This is a genomic window from Ruegeria sp. AH3, from assembly GCF_056536265.1.
Genome location: NZ_JBQFJL010000001.1, coordinates 1,804,878 through 1,817,733 on the forward strand (window position 1 = coordinate 1,804,878; position 12,856 = coordinate 1,817,733).

The 12,856-nt window shown below is 59.6% G+C and carries 17 protein-coding genes and 2 tRNA genes; 11 read left to right on the forward strand and 8 right to left on the reverse strand.

Annotated features, from left to right (window positions below):
- Positions 1 to 338: 338 nt before the first annotated feature.
- Both ACR3EM_RS09035 and ACR3EM_RS09040 read left to right on the forward strand, forming a co-directional pair.
- On the forward strand, positions 339 to 3,776 hold the full coding sequence (locus ACR3EM_RS09035) for a pyruvate carboxylase (protein WP_480470383.1): 3,438 nt from the start codon (positions 339 to 341) through the stop codon (positions 3,774 to 3,776).
- Positions 3,777 to 3,847: 71 nt separating this feature from the next.
- Complete coding sequence (locus ACR3EM_RS09040) at positions 3,848 to 4,231, forward strand: MAPEG family protein (RefSeq protein ID WP_480470384.1); 384 nt, start codon at positions 3,848 to 3,850, stop codon at positions 4,229 to 4,231.
- 9 nt (positions 4,232 to 4,240) lie between these two features.
- Here ACR3EM_RS09040 and ACR3EM_RS09045 read toward each other — a convergent pair whose 3' ends face one another.
- Positions 4,241 to 4,393 (reverse strand): hypothetical protein, encoded by a 153-nt coding sequence (locus tag ACR3EM_RS09045; RefSeq protein ID WP_480470385.1) that lies wholly within the window; start codon positions 4,391 to 4,393, stop codon positions 4,241 to 4,243.
- A gap of 148 nt (positions 4,394 to 4,541) precedes the next feature.
- Between ACR3EM_RS09045 and ACR3EM_RS09050 the strand changes: the two genes are divergently transcribed.
- From ACR3EM_RS09050 to ACR3EM_RS09060, 3 genes are all read left to right on the forward strand, one after another.
- A tRNA-Gly gene (locus ACR3EM_RS09050) sits at positions 4,542 to 4,616 on the forward strand.
- A 33-nt stretch (positions 4,617 to 4,649) separates the two neighbouring features.
- Positions 4,650 to 4,724 (forward strand) — tRNA-Gly (locus ACR3EM_RS09055).
- Between the two features lie 85 nt (positions 4,725 to 4,809).
- A complete protein-coding gene (locus ACR3EM_RS09060) occupies positions 4,810 to 5,676 on the forward strand; it encodes a GNAT family N-acetyltransferase (protein WP_480470386.1) in 867 nt (288 codons plus the stop codon).
- Here the strand turns inward: ACR3EM_RS09060 and ACR3EM_RS09065 are convergent.
- Positions 5,673 to 5,912, reverse strand: a complete 240-nt coding sequence (locus ACR3EM_RS09065; protein WP_170615187.1) for an Lrp/AsnC ligand binding domain-containing protein — start codon at positions 5,910 to 5,912, stop codon at positions 5,673 to 5,675. The two genes, ACR3EM_RS09060 and ACR3EM_RS09065, sit on opposite strands and share 4 nt — an antisense overlap.
- 154 nt (positions 5,913 to 6,066) lie before the next feature.
- On the opposite strand from ACR3EM_RS09065, the gene hisB reads away from it, so the two are divergent.
- Positions 6,067 to 6,654: an imidazoleglycerol-phosphate dehydratase HisB gene (hisB, locus tag ACR3EM_RS09070; RefSeq protein ID WP_480470387.1), complete on the forward strand. Its 588-nt coding sequence runs from the start codon at positions 6,067 to 6,069 to the stop codon at positions 6,652 to 6,654.
- Positions 6,655 to 7,293, forward strand: coding sequence for an imidazole glycerol phosphate synthase subunit HisH (hisH, locus tag ACR3EM_RS09075; RefSeq protein WP_480470388.1), 639 nt, complete (start codon positions 6,655 to 6,657; stop codon positions 7,291 to 7,293). It abuts the gene before it with no gap.
- Positions 7,294 to 7,296: 3 nt separating this feature from the next.
- Here the strand turns inward: hisH and ACR3EM_RS09080 are convergent, their stop codons facing one another.
- Positions 7,297 to 7,698, reverse strand: a complete 402-nt coding sequence (locus ACR3EM_RS09080; protein WP_480470389.1) for a DUF2147 domain-containing protein — start codon at positions 7,696 to 7,698, stop codon at positions 7,297 to 7,299.
- A gap of 134 nt (positions 7,699 to 7,832) precedes the next feature.
- Between ACR3EM_RS09080 and hisA the strand changes: the two genes are divergently transcribed.
- Positions 7,833 to 8,552: a 1-(5-phosphoribosyl)-5-[(5-phosphoribosylamino)methylideneamino]imidazole-4-carboxamide isomerase gene (hisA, locus tag ACR3EM_RS09085; RefSeq protein WP_480470390.1), complete on the forward strand. Its 720-nt coding sequence runs from the start codon at positions 7,833 to 7,835 to the stop codon at positions 8,550 to 8,552.
- 1 nt (position 8,553) lies between these two features.
- Here hisA and ACR3EM_RS09090 read toward each other — a convergent pair whose 3' ends face one another.
- Positions 8,554 to 8,946 (reverse strand): DUF302 domain-containing protein, encoded by a 393-nt coding sequence (locus tag ACR3EM_RS09090; RefSeq protein ID WP_480471914.1) that lies wholly within the window; start codon positions 8,944 to 8,946, stop codon positions 8,554 to 8,556.
- A 174-nt stretch (positions 8,947 to 9,120) separates the two neighbouring features.
- On the opposite strand from ACR3EM_RS09090, the gene hisF reads away from it, so the two are divergent.
- The 3 genes from hisF to ACR3EM_RS09105 all read left to right on the forward strand — a co-directional run bounded on the left by hisF (position 9,121) and on the right by ACR3EM_RS09105 (position 10,831).
- Complete coding sequence (hisF, locus tag ACR3EM_RS09095) at positions 9,121 to 9,882, forward strand: imidazole glycerol phosphate synthase subunit HisF (RefSeq protein WP_170466287.1); 762 nt, start codon at positions 9,121 to 9,123, stop codon at positions 9,880 to 9,882.
- On the forward strand, positions 9,879 to 10,196 hold the full coding sequence (locus ACR3EM_RS09100) for a phosphoribosyl-ATP diphosphatase (RefSeq protein WP_480470391.1): 318 nt from the start codon (positions 9,879 to 9,881) through the stop codon (positions 10,194 to 10,196). Before hisF ends, ACR3EM_RS09100 begins: the two co-directional genes overlap by 4 nt.
- 74 nt (positions 10,197 to 10,270) lie before the next feature.
- Entirely contained in the window at positions 10,271 to 10,831 is a 561-nt protein-coding gene (locus tag ACR3EM_RS09105; protein WP_480470392.1) for a hypothetical protein, read from the forward strand.
- 8 nt (positions 10,832 to 10,839) lie between these two features.
- On the opposite strand, the gene ACR3EM_RS09110 is transcribed toward ACR3EM_RS09105, so the two are convergent.
- From ACR3EM_RS09110 to ACR3EM_RS09125, 4 genes are all read right to left on the reverse strand, one after another.
- Positions 10,840 to 11,298, reverse strand: a complete 459-nt coding sequence (locus ACR3EM_RS09110; protein WP_480470393.1) for a GFA family protein — start codon at positions 11,296 to 11,298, stop codon at positions 10,840 to 10,842.
- A gap of 104 nt (positions 11,299 to 11,402) precedes the next feature.
- Positions 11,403 to 11,873 carry a CoA-binding protein gene (locus tag ACR3EM_RS09115; protein WP_480470394.1) on the reverse strand — a complete coding sequence of 157 codons (471 nt, stop codon included), beginning with the start codon at positions 11,871 to 11,873 and terminating at the stop codon, positions 11,403 to 11,405.
- 202 nt (positions 11,874 to 12,075) lie between these two features.
- Positions 12,076 to 12,447, reverse strand: coding sequence for a YHS domain-containing (seleno)protein (locus tag ACR3EM_RS09120; protein ID WP_480470395.1), 372 nt, complete (start codon positions 12,445 to 12,447; stop codon positions 12,076 to 12,078).
- Positions 12,448 to 12,615: 168 nt separating this feature from the next.
- Positions 12,616 to 12,765 carry a hypothetical protein gene (locus tag ACR3EM_RS09125; RefSeq protein ID WP_480470396.1) on the reverse strand — a complete coding sequence of 50 codons (150 nt, stop codon included), beginning with the start codon at positions 12,763 to 12,765 and terminating at the stop codon, positions 12,616 to 12,618.
- Positions 12,766 to 12,856 lie beyond the last annotated feature (91 nt).

Consider the following 12,856-nt stretch of genomic DNA (forward strand, 5'->3'; position numbering starts at 1 on the left):
CGCAGTCAGCTCGACGTCATTGCGAGGCCCCGAGCTGGCCTTGAGCCCGAAGCTCGCCGATTCGTGTCTCTGCACTTGCGTAGCGCTTGATTCGGCCAGGCCGTATTCGCTCCTTCGGGCGGCTGGAAGGATGGTAGCGCTTAGCACCGCTGAAAACTGGTCATTTTCTTTGCCAATAAAACAATATTTGGTGCTGCGCCGCAGCATGTGTAAAAGAAAAGCGCCAAAAGGCGGCGTTTGCGAGCGATAACATGCCGGTTCTACCCAGAACTACAGATGTACGTGGCCGTATTGTCCGCCTAATCACAAGGCCACACCTATAATGACCGGGACCTGAAATGACAGACTTCAAGAAAATCCTGATCGCCAACCGCGGCGAGATTGCGATCCGCGTGATGCGGGCCGCGAACGAGATGGGCAAACGCACCGTCGCGGTCTTTGCCGAGGAAGACAAGCTGGGCCTGCACCGGTTCAAGGCGGATGAGGCCTATCGCATTGGTGAAGGATTGGGTCCGGTCGCGGCTTATCTGAGCATTGATGAGATCATCCGCGTTGCCAAGGAAAGCGGTGCAGATGCCATCCACCCCGGTTACGGCCTGCTGTCCGAGAACCCGGATTTCGTGGATGCCTGTGTGCAGAACGGCATTACCTTCATCGGCCCCAAGGCCGAGACCATGCGTGCGTTGGGAGACAAGGCCAGCGCCCGCAAAGTCGCCATCGCGGCAGACGTACCGGTCATCCCGGCGACCGAGGTTCTGGGCGACGATATGAAGGCCATCAAGGCCGAAGCGGCCGAGATTGGCTATCCGCTGATGCTGAAAGCCAGCTGGGGCGGCGGCGGGCGCGGGATGCGCCCGATCCTGTCCGAGGATGAGCTGGAAGAGAAAGTGCTGGAAGGCCGTCGCGAGGCCGAAGCAGCCTTCGGCAACGGCGAAGGCTACCTGGAAAAGATGATCACCCGCGCCCGCCATGTCGAGGTGCAGATCCTTGGCGACAAGCATGGTGAGATCTACCACCTGTATGAACGCGATTGCTCTGTCCAGCGGCGCAATCAGAAGGTCGTGGAGCGCGCGCCTGCCCCCTATCTGACCGAAGAGCAGCGCGCCGAGATTTGCGAGCTGGGCCGCCGCATCTGTGCCCATGTGAACTATGAATGCGCGGGCACGGTCGAATTCCTGATGGATATGAACACGGGCAAGTTCTACTTCATCGAGGTCAACCCGCGCGTGCAGGTGGAACACACCGTCACCGAGGAAGTCACCGGTATCGACATCGTGCAGGCTCAGATCCTGATTGCCGAGGGCAAGACTCTGGCCGAGGCCACCGGAAAAGCCAGCCAGGACGAGGTGCGCCTGAACGGCCACGCGCTGCAGACCCGAGTGACCACCGAAGACCCGCTGAACAACTTCATCCCGGACTATGGCCGCATCACCGCCTATCGCTCGGCCACCGGCATGGGCATTCGTCTGGATGGCGGCACCGCGTATGCGGGCGGGGTGATCACGCGGTTCTACGATTCACTGCTGACCAAGGTCACCGCCTGGGCACCGACGCCCGAGAAGGCGATTGCGCGGATGGATCGCGCGCTGAGGGAGTTCCGCGTGCGCGGTGTTTCCACCAACATCGCCTTTGTCGAGAATCTGCTGAAACACCCGACCTTCTTGTCGAATGAATACACCACCAAGTTCATTGACGAGACGCCGGACCTGTTCCTGTTCAAGAAGCGCCGCGACCGGGGCACCAAGGTTCTGAACTATATCGCGGACATCACCGTGAACGGCCATCCGGAAACCAAGGACCGCCCTGAGCCCCGTGCCGATCTGAAAGAAGCCAAAGCGCCCGCGCTGAAGGCTGAGCCGCAAATGGGAACGCGCAACCTGCTGGAGCAGAAAGGCCCGCAGGCGGTTGCCGACTGGATGAAGGCACAGCGTCAGCTGCTGATCACCGACACCACCATGCGCGATGGGCATCAGTCGCTGCTGGCAACCCGGATGCGTTCGATCGACATGATCAAGGTGGCGCCGACCTACGCGGCCAACCTGCCGCAGCTGTTCAGTGTCGAATGCTGGGGCGGTGCGACCTTTGATGTGGCCTATCGCTTCCTGCAGGAATGCCCGTGGCAGCGTCTGCGCGACCTGCGCGAGGCGATGCCGAACCTGATGACCCAGATGCTGCTACGCGGGGCAAACGGGGTTGGCTATACCAACTACCCCGACAACGTGGTGCAGGAATTCGTGCGTCAGGCGTCGACGAATATCGATGTGTTCCGTGTCTTCGACTCGCTGAACTGGGTTGAGAATATGCGGGTCGCCATGGATGCAGTCGTTGAGAATGGCAAGATCTGTGAGGGCACGGTTTGTTACACCGGTGACATTCTGGACCCGGATCGCGCCAAGTATGATCTGAAATACTATGTCGGCATGGCGAAAGAGCTGCGCGACGCAGGCGCGCATGTGCTGGGCTTGAAGGACATGGCGGGGCTGCTGAAACCGGCCTCGGCCCGCATCCTGATCCGCGCGCTCAAGGAAGAGGTCGGCTTGCCGATCCACTTCCACACCCATGACACGGCCGGCATCGCCAGCGCCACCATTCTGGCCGCGTCCGAGGCGGGCGTGGATGCGGTGGACTGCGCGATGGATGCGTTCTCGGGTAACACGTCTCAGGCGACGCTGGGCACTGTGGTCGAGGCGCTGCGCCACACCGAGCGTGACACCGGGCTGGACATCAAGGCGATCCGCGAGATCAGCGATTATTTCGAGGCCGTGCGCGGTCAGTACGCGGCCTTTGAGTCGGGCCTGCAGGCTCCGGCCTCCGAGGTCTATCTGCACGAGATGCCGGGCGGTCAGTTCACCAACCTCAAAGCACAGGCACGTAGCCTCGGCCTGGAGGAGCGCTGGCATGAGGTCGCCCAGATGTATGCGGATGTGAACCAGATGTTCGGCGATATCGTCAAGGTGACGCCGTCGTCGAAAGTGGTCGGTGACATGGCGCTGATGATGGTCAGCCAGGGCCTGACCCGCGATGACGTGGAAAATCCCGGAACAGACGTGGCCTTCCCCGACTCGGTCATCGATATGATGCGCGGCAATCTGGGCCAGCCTCCGGGCGGGTTCCCGGATACTATCATCCAGAAGGTTCTTAAGGATGAAGCGCCCAACACCGAACGCCCCGGCAAACATGTCGAAGCGGTCGATCTGGAGGCCACCCGCGCCGATCTGTCCAAACAGCTCGACGGGAAAGAGATCGATGACGAGGACCTGAACGGATACCTGATGTATCCCAAGGTGTTCCTGGATTACATGGGTCGCCACCGCACCTATGGTCCGGTCCGCACCCTGCCCACGCGCACGTTCTTCTACGGCATGGAGCCGGGTGAGGAGATCACCGCCGAGATCGATCCGGGCAAGACGCTGGAAATCCGCTGTCAGGCGATCGGCGAGACGGATGAGAATGGCGAGGTCCGGGTGTTCTTCGAACTCAACGGCCAGCCCCGCGTGATCCGGGTACCGAACCGTCTGGTGAAAGCTTCGACGATACAACGCCCGAAAGCCGAGGTCGGCAACCCCGGCCATATTGGCGCACCGATGCCGGGTGTCGTCGCCACCGTGGCCGCTGTCGCGGGCCAGGACGTCAAGGAAGGCGATCTGCTGCTGACCATCGAGGCAATGAAGATGGAAACCGGAATCCACGCCGAACGCGACGCGGTGGTCAAAGCCGTCCACGTCCAGCCCGGCGGTCAGATTGACGCAAAGGACCTGCTGGTCGAACTGGAATAACCAGTTTAGCCTTCTAAACTGTTAAGGGCCGTTCGGGGAACCGGGCGGCCCTTTCAACATCAGGAGGCCCCATGCTGACCATCACCCCGATCTACGCCGCGTTGATCGCATTTCTGTACGTCGCGCTCAGCGTGAATGTCATCCGGCAACGTCGGGCGGGCAAAATCTCGGTCGGGGATCATGGCGACAAGGCCATGATCAAGGCGATGCGAACCCACGCGAACTGCGCCGAATACGCCCCTTTTGCTTTGCTGCTCATTGCAATGGTCGAATTGCAGGGTGCTGGCGGCTGGCTTGTGAACCTGCTGGGGCTGTCACTGTTGGCGGGGCGGTTGCTGCACGCTTATGGCTTTGGCAAGACACCACAGATCATCATCTTGCGCCAGATCGGCATGGGTCTGACATTCACCGCAATTCTGATTGCCGCGATCGCGAATCTCGTATTGGCTGTTTGAGCGCGTGATTTAGCCCGTCAGAACCTGCACCTCGATCAAAGGAGCATGCGGGAGGTTGGGCTGCACCTCTGCCAGTGTTTCATCGCTTTGACCGCAGATCAGGGTGGTCAGAACAATCAATGCAGCCAGCGCTGCCATTTTTATGTCTGCAATATCTGTCATTTCCTGTGCCCAACCCCTCGTTTCGTTCACTGCCATAGTTCTTAAACACGCCAGCCTCTGATTTCCGTCGAAAGATTTTTGCCGTTTTTTGTGTTTTTCCGCTTGCAGCCTCGTGTGGGAATTTATACATCCCTCCTCACTCAACGGCGCGGGCGTAGCTCAGGGGTAGAGCATAACCTTGCCAAGGTTAGGGTCGGGCGTTCGAATCGCCTCGCCCGCTCCATTGAGAGGTCTTCGGACCACATAAGTATCTGATGCGGGCGTAGCTCAGGGGTAGAGCATAACCTTGCCAAGGTTAGGGTCGGGCGTTCGAATCGCCTCGCCCGCTCCAGATACCAAACTCTCCGAACATGCTGGTTCTTTGGCAGGCAATGCGCCATTCTGGCCATGATTTCAATCATGCACGGAATTCGCCTATGTCGGACTATGTCATTCGCCCCCTTACCGCTGATGAAGTCGAACATGCTGTGGATTGGGCCGGTCGCGAGGGCTGGAACCCCGGCGTGCACGATGCGAAGTGCTTTCGCCCGACAGACCCCGACGGGTTTCTGGGCGGGTTTCTGGATGATGAGATGATCTCATCCGTTTCAGCCGTGAATTACGACGACCGGTTTTCCTTTTTGGGATTCTATATCGTGAAGCCCGAGTTCCGGCACCATGGCCATGGGCTTGAAATCGCGCAGCACGCGTTGGCCCATTGCACGGGGCGCAACATGGGGCTGGACGGCGTGGTCGAACAGCAGGACAATTATCGCAAGTCCGGCTTCACCTTTGCTTATAACAACTATCGTTTCGCCGGGACGAAACACCTGATACTGGCCAAGCTAGAAACCGGGCCGAACGATCATATTGTTGATCTGAACCGCGCGTCAGATGAATTGAAGGCATATGATCGCGCGCTGTTCCCCGCACCTCGCGACCTGTTTCTGGAAAGCTGGCTGAGCGCTTACAGCCACGTTTCAAAACTCTATACCGAGAATGGCAGGATCAGGGGCTATGCTACGCTGCGCCCCTGTCTGACGGGTTACAAGGTCGGCCCCCTGTTTGCGGACACGACAGAAATAGCGAGGGCGTTGCTGGCCGCTGTCCTTTCGACGATTCCCGAGGACCACAACGCGCATGAGGTATTCGTCGACATGCCTCAACCCAACCCCTCGGCCTTTGCGCTGGCCGACGAGCTTGGGCTGGACAAGGTCTTTGAAACCGCGCGGATGTACTCCGATCACGAACCGGATATTGATCTGAGCCGAATCTTCGGCGTGACGACGTTTGAGCTGGGTTAGAACGCCTTGAACGTCATCGTGGTCAGCGAGCGTTCGATATTGGGAATCACCAGCAGGTTTTCATTGATGAAATGGCCTACATCCTCGGTTTCGGGGATGTAGAGCTTCAGCAGCAGGTCATATTCGCCGCTAGTGGAATACAGTTCGGAATGGATTTCACGCAGGGCGATCTCTTCGGCCACCTTGTAGGTGGAGCCGGGTTTACAGCGGATCTGGATGAAGACGCAGGTGGACATGGGCCGGGCCTTGTTGGTTCGTGTTGACCGCAGGCTGGCACGGGCCGCGCCCGGGTGCAATCCCCTGCAACAGTTTGCGATGAAGGCTCAAAGCGGTCTGGATAGGCCGCCCGTCCGCGTCTATAAGCGCCCCTGTAGCAAAAGGAATTCGCCCATGCGCAGCGCTAAGATCAACCGTCAGACCGCCGAGACCGAGATCTCGGTTCAGGTCAATCTGGACGGCACCGGCCAGTATGACAATCAGACCGGCGTTGGGTTTTTCGACCATATGCTGGACCAGTTGGCGCGCCATTCGCTGATCGACATGACGATCCGGACCAAGGGCGATTATCACATCGATGATCACCACACAGTCGAGGATACCGGAATCGCGCTGGGTCAGGCGCTGACACAGGCTCTGGGCGACAAGAAGGGCATCCGGCGCTATGGCGAATGCCATCTGCCCATGGATGACGCGCAGGTGCGCTGTGCGCTGGACCTGTCGGGCCGCCCGTTCCTGATCTGGAACGTAGATTTGCCGACGCAAAAGATCGGCACGTTCGACACCGAGCTGGTGCGCGAGTTTTTTCAGGCGCTGAGCACCCATGGCGGTATCACGCTGCATATCGACCAGTTGCACGGCTTCAACAGCCACCACATTGCCGAGGCTGCCTTCAAGGCCGCCGCTCGCGCATTGCGCGATGCGGTCGAGACCGATCCGCGTAAGGCGGATGCGATTCCGTCCACCAAAGGCGCGCTGTAAATGCTCACCGCCATTATCGACTACGAGAGCGGCAACTTGCACTCGGCAGAGAAGGCGTTTCAGCGCATGGCGCGCGAGGTGGGTGCAGGTGAGGTTGTTGTGACCTCGGACGCGGATGTTGTGGTGCGGGCGGATCGTTTGGTGCTGCCCGGTGACGGTGCTTTTCCGGCCTGTGCCGCCGAATTGCGCGGCCATAAAGGCATCTATGACGCGATGGTTGAAGCCGTCGAGCAGAAAGGCCGCCCGTTTCTGGGCATCTGCGTCGGCATGCAACTGATGGCGTCCAAAGGCCACGAATATACCGAGACCGACGGTCTGGACTGGGTTGCCGGTGACGTCGTGAGGATCGAGCCCTCGGACAGCGCCCTCAAGGTGCCGCATATGGGCTGGAACAATCTGGTGCTGGAAAGCGATCACCCGGTCTTTGATGGGGTGAAATCAGGTGATCACGCCTATTTTGTCCACTCCTACCATTTCCGGGTGACCGATCCGGCACAACGGTTGGCTTATGTGGACTATGGGCAAGAGGTCACGGCCGTGATTGGCCGCGACACGATGGTTGGGATGCAGTTCCACCCTGAGAAAAGCCAGGATGTCGGCCTGCGCATGATCGGCAACTTCCTGACCTGGGCGCCCTAAGCGCTATTGCACGCGGGTCCAAACCTGCCCGCGGCACACCAGACCACCGGCGACGCATCCTTTGACGGTCAGCTTGTTTTGGCCGTCCAGCGACATTTTCGAGCTGTAGGTCTTGTCGCGATCCGGGGCCCAGATCTTGCCGTCGTCATAATTGCCACCGCCTTCGGGGATCATGTCCCAGATGATCTGCTTGCCGAGGTTCTCATATTCCAGCTGCTGGTTGCCGTCAGCATCAAAGGCGCTGTCGATGGTGCCGCAGATGGCGCTGCCGCATTCGGAAATCGACACATGCAGATAGCCACCCGTATCCCCCGGAGCAGTCTTCCAGAGGCCGTCCACCGGATCGGCGGCAAAGGCGCTTGTCGCCATCGCGGTGAATACCGCCGCAAGAGTATATGTCTTCATGGTTGTCTCCCTGTCTTTCCGGTCAGTCTGACCTGCCGTTCGGCACCGGGCAAGATTGACTTAGCGTCGCGTTGCGCCCCTGCCCTGCCTGTGCGATATCCCGCGCGTGTAACAGAGATATAGGGCCGCCCGACATGATCCTCTACCCCGCTATCGACCTTAAAGACGGCAATGCCGTGCGCCTGCTGCGTGGTGAAATGGATAAAGCGACGGTCTTTAACGAAGACCCAGCGGCGCAGGCCCGCGCCTTTGTCGAGGCGGGATGTGAATGGCTGCATCTGGTGGACCTGAACGGCGCTTTTGCTGGGGAGCCCGTCAATGCAGCACCCGTTGAGGCCATTCTGAAAGCCTGTGACGTGCCCGCGCAGCTGGGTGGTGGGATCCGCGATATGGCCACGATCGAAACCTGGATCGAGAAAGGTCTGGCACGGGTGATTCTGGGCACCGTTGCGGTCGAGAACCCCGATCTGGTGCGCGAAGCGGCCAAAGCCTTCCCTGGCAAGGTTGCCGTGGGCATCGACGCGCGCAACGGCATGGTCGCCACCAAGGGCTGGGCTGAAGAGACCGACGTGCAGGTCACCGATCTGGCCCGCAGCTTTGAGGACGCAGGCGTCGCCGCGATCATCTACACCGACATCAACCGCGACGGAGCGATGCAAGGCCCGAATATCGAGGCCACAGCGGCCCTGGCGCAGGCGGTGTCGATTCCGGTGATTGCTTCGGGTGGCGTCAGTTCTCTGGACGATCTGATCGCCCTGCGCGATTGCGGTGTCGAGTTGAACGGTGCGATCTCGGGCCGCGCGCTTTATGATGGCGCGATTGACCTGAAAGAGGCCATTCGCGCCCTGAGCTGAGTTACTGGGCGGCAGCGGCGGTCAGTTTCGCCAGCGCACCACGCATTTTCTCGACAACGGGTGAGTTTTCGACGTCATCAAGCTCGTCCATTGTCTCTTTCGGGTCCTCATAGGCCAGCCAGACTTGCCCGTTCGCGTCCTCATAGGCCTGCACCTTCAGCGGCAGGAAAAGCCCCGCGCGCGGGTCGATCTGCATGGCGGGGGTACCCAAAGCTGGGTTGCCAAAGATCAGCACCTGATTGGGCGGGATCGGCGTGCCGACCTTTTCCGCCCCTGCGGCATGGTCCACACGCGCAAACACAGTCGCGCCCGCGTTGCCAACGGCAGCTTCGAGCGCGTCCAGCGCTTCGGCCACGGATTTGTTGGTCTCTACTTTGATGATGTCTTCAGCCATGGCGGAAAGTGCGCCTCCGAATGTGAGTATTGAAGCCAGAATAAGATGTCGCATCTCGATAATCCTTTTCATGAATTTCACCTCTAATTTCCATGGCTTCACGTCAGATCACAATCACAAGTCTGGCATCGGCAGGGCTTTGCCGGTAAGGGTGCCCGCAATAGAGGACACCCCATGCTGAAAACCCGCATCATTCCCTGTCTGGATGTCGCCGATGGCCGCGTGGTCAAAGGTGTGAATTTCGTTGGTCTGCGCGATGCGGGCGACCCGGTGGAATCGGCCAAGGCCTATGACGCTGCCGGAGCGGATGAGATCTGTTTTCTGGACATCCATGCGACGCATGAGAATCGCGGCACCATGTTCGATGTGGTCCAACGCACGGCAGAGCAGTGCTTTGTGCCCCTGACCGTAGGTGGTGGCGTGCGCACCAAAGATGACGTGCGGGCCCTGTTGCTGGCGGGGGCCGATAAGGTCAGCTTCAACTCGGCCGCCGTCGCGAATCCGGACGTCATCGCCGAGGCGGCAGACCAGTTCGGCAGCCAGTGCATCGTCTGCGCCATCGACGCCAAGACGGTCAGCCCCGGCAAGTGGGAGATTTTCACCCATGGCGGTCGCAAACCCACCGGCATCGACGCGGTTGAGTTCGCCAAAACCGTAGTTGCCAAAGGTGCGGGGGAAATCCTGCTGACCTCGATGGATCGCGATGGCACCAAAGCCGGGTTCAACCTGCCCCTGACCCGCGCGATCAGTGACGCGGTGGATGTGCCGGTGATCGCCAGCGGAGGCGTCGGCAATCTGGATCATCTGGTCGAAGGCGTTACCAAGGGCGGGGCCAGCGCGGTTCTTGCCGCCTCGATCTTCCATTTCGGCGAATACACCATCCGCGAGGCCAAGGAGCACATGGCCGCCGCTGGCATTCCGATGAGGCTGACATGAGTATCCTTCACGATCTGGCCGCCACGATCGAGGCCCGCAAAGGGGCAGACCCTGACAGCAGCTGGACCGCCAAGCTGCTGGCCAAGGGTCCTGAGAAATGCGCCGAGAAGTTCGGCGAAGAAGCGATCGAGGCAATCATCGAAGCGGCCAAGGGGGACAGGGAGAAGCTAACCTCCGAAGCGGCAGATGTGCTCTATCACCTGCTGGTCATGCTGGCCGCGCGCGAAGTGGCGCTGGACGATGTGCTGACAGAACTGGCCCGTCGACAGGGCACCAGCGGCATTGCTGAAAAAGCGGCCCGCCCTCAGAGCTGATCATCCGGGTTCCGTGCGCAAGCTCAGCCCGTTATACTCTGACGTCGGAGTATAGCGAGGCGAAGGGCGCGTGAATGATCAGAATATTGGCGTTTGCAACTGTGCTTGCCACCCTCGCCGCCTGCGCCATGCCTCCGCCGTCGACAGGGGACGAGGTGCAGCGCCTGGCTGCGGAAATCCAAAGCCTCGGCTCCGATGTTGACCCGGAAGAGGCCACCCGAGCCGCCCGTATCACCTATGCCTATACCGCTCAGCTGGTGCAGGAATACGAAATCACCGACCCGCCCTTGATCCACAACGCCAAGGTCAACAAGGGCCTGCGCCCGCGTGGCCTGTGCTGGCATTGGGCCGAGGATATTGAGCGCCGGTTGGATCAGGAACAGTTCAGCACGCTGGAGATGCACCGCGCCATCGCCAACGCGGACAATCCGTTCCGCATCGACCACAGCACCGCCATCATCAGCCGCAAGGGTGAGAGCATGTATGATGGCATCGTACTGGACCCGTGGCGATATGGCGGCGTGCTGTATTGGGGACCGTTGGTCGAAGACACGCGCTATGACTGGGTCCCGCGTGAGGTAGTACTGGAGAAGCGGCGTCAGGAACAGGCGGCGCAGCTGAGGCCAGCGAACTGAGCCACAATCTAACGCCCGCGTTCGGAATACGCCTCCATGAGGGATTGCAACTCGTCGCGGCTTGCAGGGGCCTGCGCATAGCTGTGAACGGCGGGAACCTGCGCCCACGGCATCTTTTCATCGGTCATGACCTCGACAAACGGCTCGAATAGCGCGGCCTGGTTCAGGATCGATGTGCGCAGGTTGATGCGTTCGGGGGCGTGGCCGAGCCGGGAATAGACGATGTTCAGGCAGGACTTGCAGAAATAATGCGCCCGCCCATCAGAGCGGAGCCCGCCCCGAACCAATGCGCCGGTACAGGAAACTGCATCGGCCGGGAACATGGTGGTCAAGGTATATGCACTTGCGCTGAGCTTCTGACAGTCGCGACAATGACAGGCCACGGTCAGAAGGGGTAGCGCAGCTACACGGACCTGCACGGCCCCACACAGGCAGGCACCCTCGTAGGGAGGTTGGGGAAATGCCATAGGTGATCACTCATTTTCTGTTTGTTTCTACGCTTGCGGGGAATTTGTTCGCGGATCGGACCGCGCACCGCGGTCAGGCCAAAGATGCGCGGACCGCCGGATGCTTACAGCTTAGACGAGATCACCCCGGTGGCAAACCCACCCATCCGCAGTTCCCCAAACAGGCGCTGATATTCGATCTTGGGGCAGCGGTTCATCACCACGTCAACCCCGCGCGCCTGTGCCTTGGCTGCGGCCTCGTCATGTTCAACACCAATCTGCATCCAGATGGTACACAAATCGGGAAATGCGGCCAGCGCCTCATCAACGATGGGCGGCACGGCCTCGGAGCGGCGGAAGATATCGACCATATCGACGGGCTCGGTTATCTCGGACAATGAGGCCCGCACCGTCTGGCCAAACAGCAGCTTGCCCGCATGACCCGGATTGACCGGAATCACCGTGTAGCCTTTGAGCGACAGATAACGGGCGACGTAATAGCTGGGCCGCACCGGGTTCATCGATACGCCAACCACGGCCACCACCTTGGTGCGCTTCAGAATATGGGTCAGGAACTCGTCGGAATAGTCAGCCATGACCGCACCATAAGCAGGAGCGCCGAAAGAAAAAAGCGCCCAGGTAAGAACCTGAGCGCCAGTTGTTGGAACGAGGGACAGTGAAATGACCCGCGGCAGTTCCATTCCGCGGTCACTGTGACATTTAAGCACGAGTTCGGTAAAAAAAAGAGGGCACGCTCATTTTTGTGATGACAGATCACGAAATGCGGAAAACTGCCCGTCACTGGTAAAGCGCTGACGGCCAGTGGACCTCGGCCTTTCTGATATTCTGTGATACGTTTTGCTTCCAGATACGCTCAATCTCTACGGAATGCGTGAGGTAGAGCTTGCCCTGAACAATCTGCCACGCCTTCGGGTCAGTACTGCTGAGCCAACCCTTGATCATCGCATAGGCACAGTAGCCACCAAACTGCGGTGCAAAGGCGCGCGGGTTTCGTTCAAACCGATCGCGATTGTCTTCGGAGGCGAACTGCCAGCGGGCACCTTTCCAGATCAGAGCGATATCCGGATCGCCCGGCACCGGAGATCCGACCTGAAAGTAAGAGACCGCGTCGTAACCCGAGACCGCCGCGCCTTTGTCGACGTAAAACATAGGTTTTTCCTGCGCCAGAGCCATTGGCGCGGCTGCAAGGCAGGTCAAACTGGTTACAAAGGAACGTCGGGACAACATCAGGTGATTCATGGGCTTGATCTTCGAAGATTCTAAAATGCATATTTCCTGGTTGCTTCGAAACCCCTATGACGCCGATGTGAACATTCGCTAGTCGAACACATCCTCGATCACATCCCAGGCTTCGTCCAGCACGCGTGAAAACAGGCTTTTCTTCTTCTTTTTCTTATACTTCTGGGATTTACGTACGGGTTTGTATTTTCCATCAGGCCGATCAACCAGCTTGGCCTTGGGCACCATCTTGAGGTTGTGCAGCGGCGCACCACAGCTCGAGCAGCTCAGCTCATGCTGCTGCTTGCCCCTCAGAACCAGTGCAGCGCGGGTGCCGCAA

Bases quoted from the DNA above. Each gene is read 5' to 3' on its own strand.
- ACR3EM_RS09105 (WP_480470392.1), top strand. From the start codon at position 10,271: ATGATCAGAATATTGGCGTTTGCAACTGTGCTTGCCACCCTCGCCGCC.
- hisF (WP_170466287.1), top strand. From the start codon at position 9,121: ATGCTGAAAACCCGCATCATTCCCTGTCTGGATGTCGCCGATGGCCGC.
- ACR3EM_RS09115 (WP_480470394.1), bottom strand. From the start codon at position 11,873: ATGGCTGACTATTCCGACGAGTTCCTGACCCATATTCTGAAGCGCACC.
- ACR3EM_RS09090 (WP_480471914.1), bottom strand. From the start codon at position 8,946: ATGGCTGAAGACATCATCAAAGTAGAGACCAACAAATCCGTGGCCGAA.
- ACR3EM_RS09065 (WP_170615187.1), bottom strand. From the start codon at position 5,912: ATGTCCACCTGCGTCTTCATCCAGATCCGCTGTAAACCCGGCTCCACC.
- ACR3EM_RS09110 (WP_480470393.1), bottom strand. From the start codon at position 11,298: ATGGCATTTCCCCAACCTCCCTACGAGGGTGCCTGCCTGTGTGGGGCC.
- hisH (WP_480470388.1), top strand. From the start codon at position 6,655: ATGCTCACCGCCATTATCGACTACGAGAGCGGCAACTTGCACTCGGCA.
- ACR3EM_RS09080 (WP_480470389.1), bottom strand. From the start codon at position 7,698: ATGAAGACATATACTCTTGCGGCGGTATTCACCGCGATGGCGACAAGC.
- ACR3EM_RS09040 (WP_480470384.1), top strand. From the start codon at position 3,848: ATGCTGACCATCACCCCGATCTACGCCGCGTTGATCGCATTTCTGTAC.
- ACR3EM_RS09045 (WP_480470385.1), bottom strand. From the start codon at position 4,393: ATGACAGATATTGCAGACATAAAAATGGCAGCGCTGGCTGCATTGATT.
- hisB (WP_480470387.1), top strand. From the start codon at position 6,067: ATGCGCAGCGCTAAGATCAACCGTCAGACCGCCGAGACCGAGATCTCG.
- ACR3EM_RS09060 (WP_480470386.1), top strand. From the start codon at position 4,810: ATGTCGGACTATGTCATTCGCCCCCTTACCGCTGATGAAGTCGAACAT.
- ACR3EM_RS09125 (WP_480470396.1), bottom strand. From the start codon at position 12,765: ATGGTGCCCAAGGCCAAGCTGGTTGATCGGCCTGATGGAAAATACAAA.
- ACR3EM_RS09120 (WP_480470395.1), bottom strand. From the start codon at position 12,447: ATGTTTTACGTCGACAAAGGCGCGGCGGTCTCGGGTTACGACGCGGTC.
- ACR3EM_RS09035 (WP_480470383.1), top strand. From the start codon at position 339: ATGACAGACTTCAAGAAAATCCTGATCGCCAACCGCGGCGAGATTGCG.
- hisA (WP_480470390.1), top strand. From the start codon at position 7,833: ATGATCCTCTACCCCGCTATCGACCTTAAAGACGGCAATGCCGTGCGC.
- ACR3EM_RS09100 (WP_480470391.1), top strand. From the start codon at position 9,879: ATGAGTATCCTTCACGATCTGGCCGCCACGATCGAGGCCCGCAAAGGG.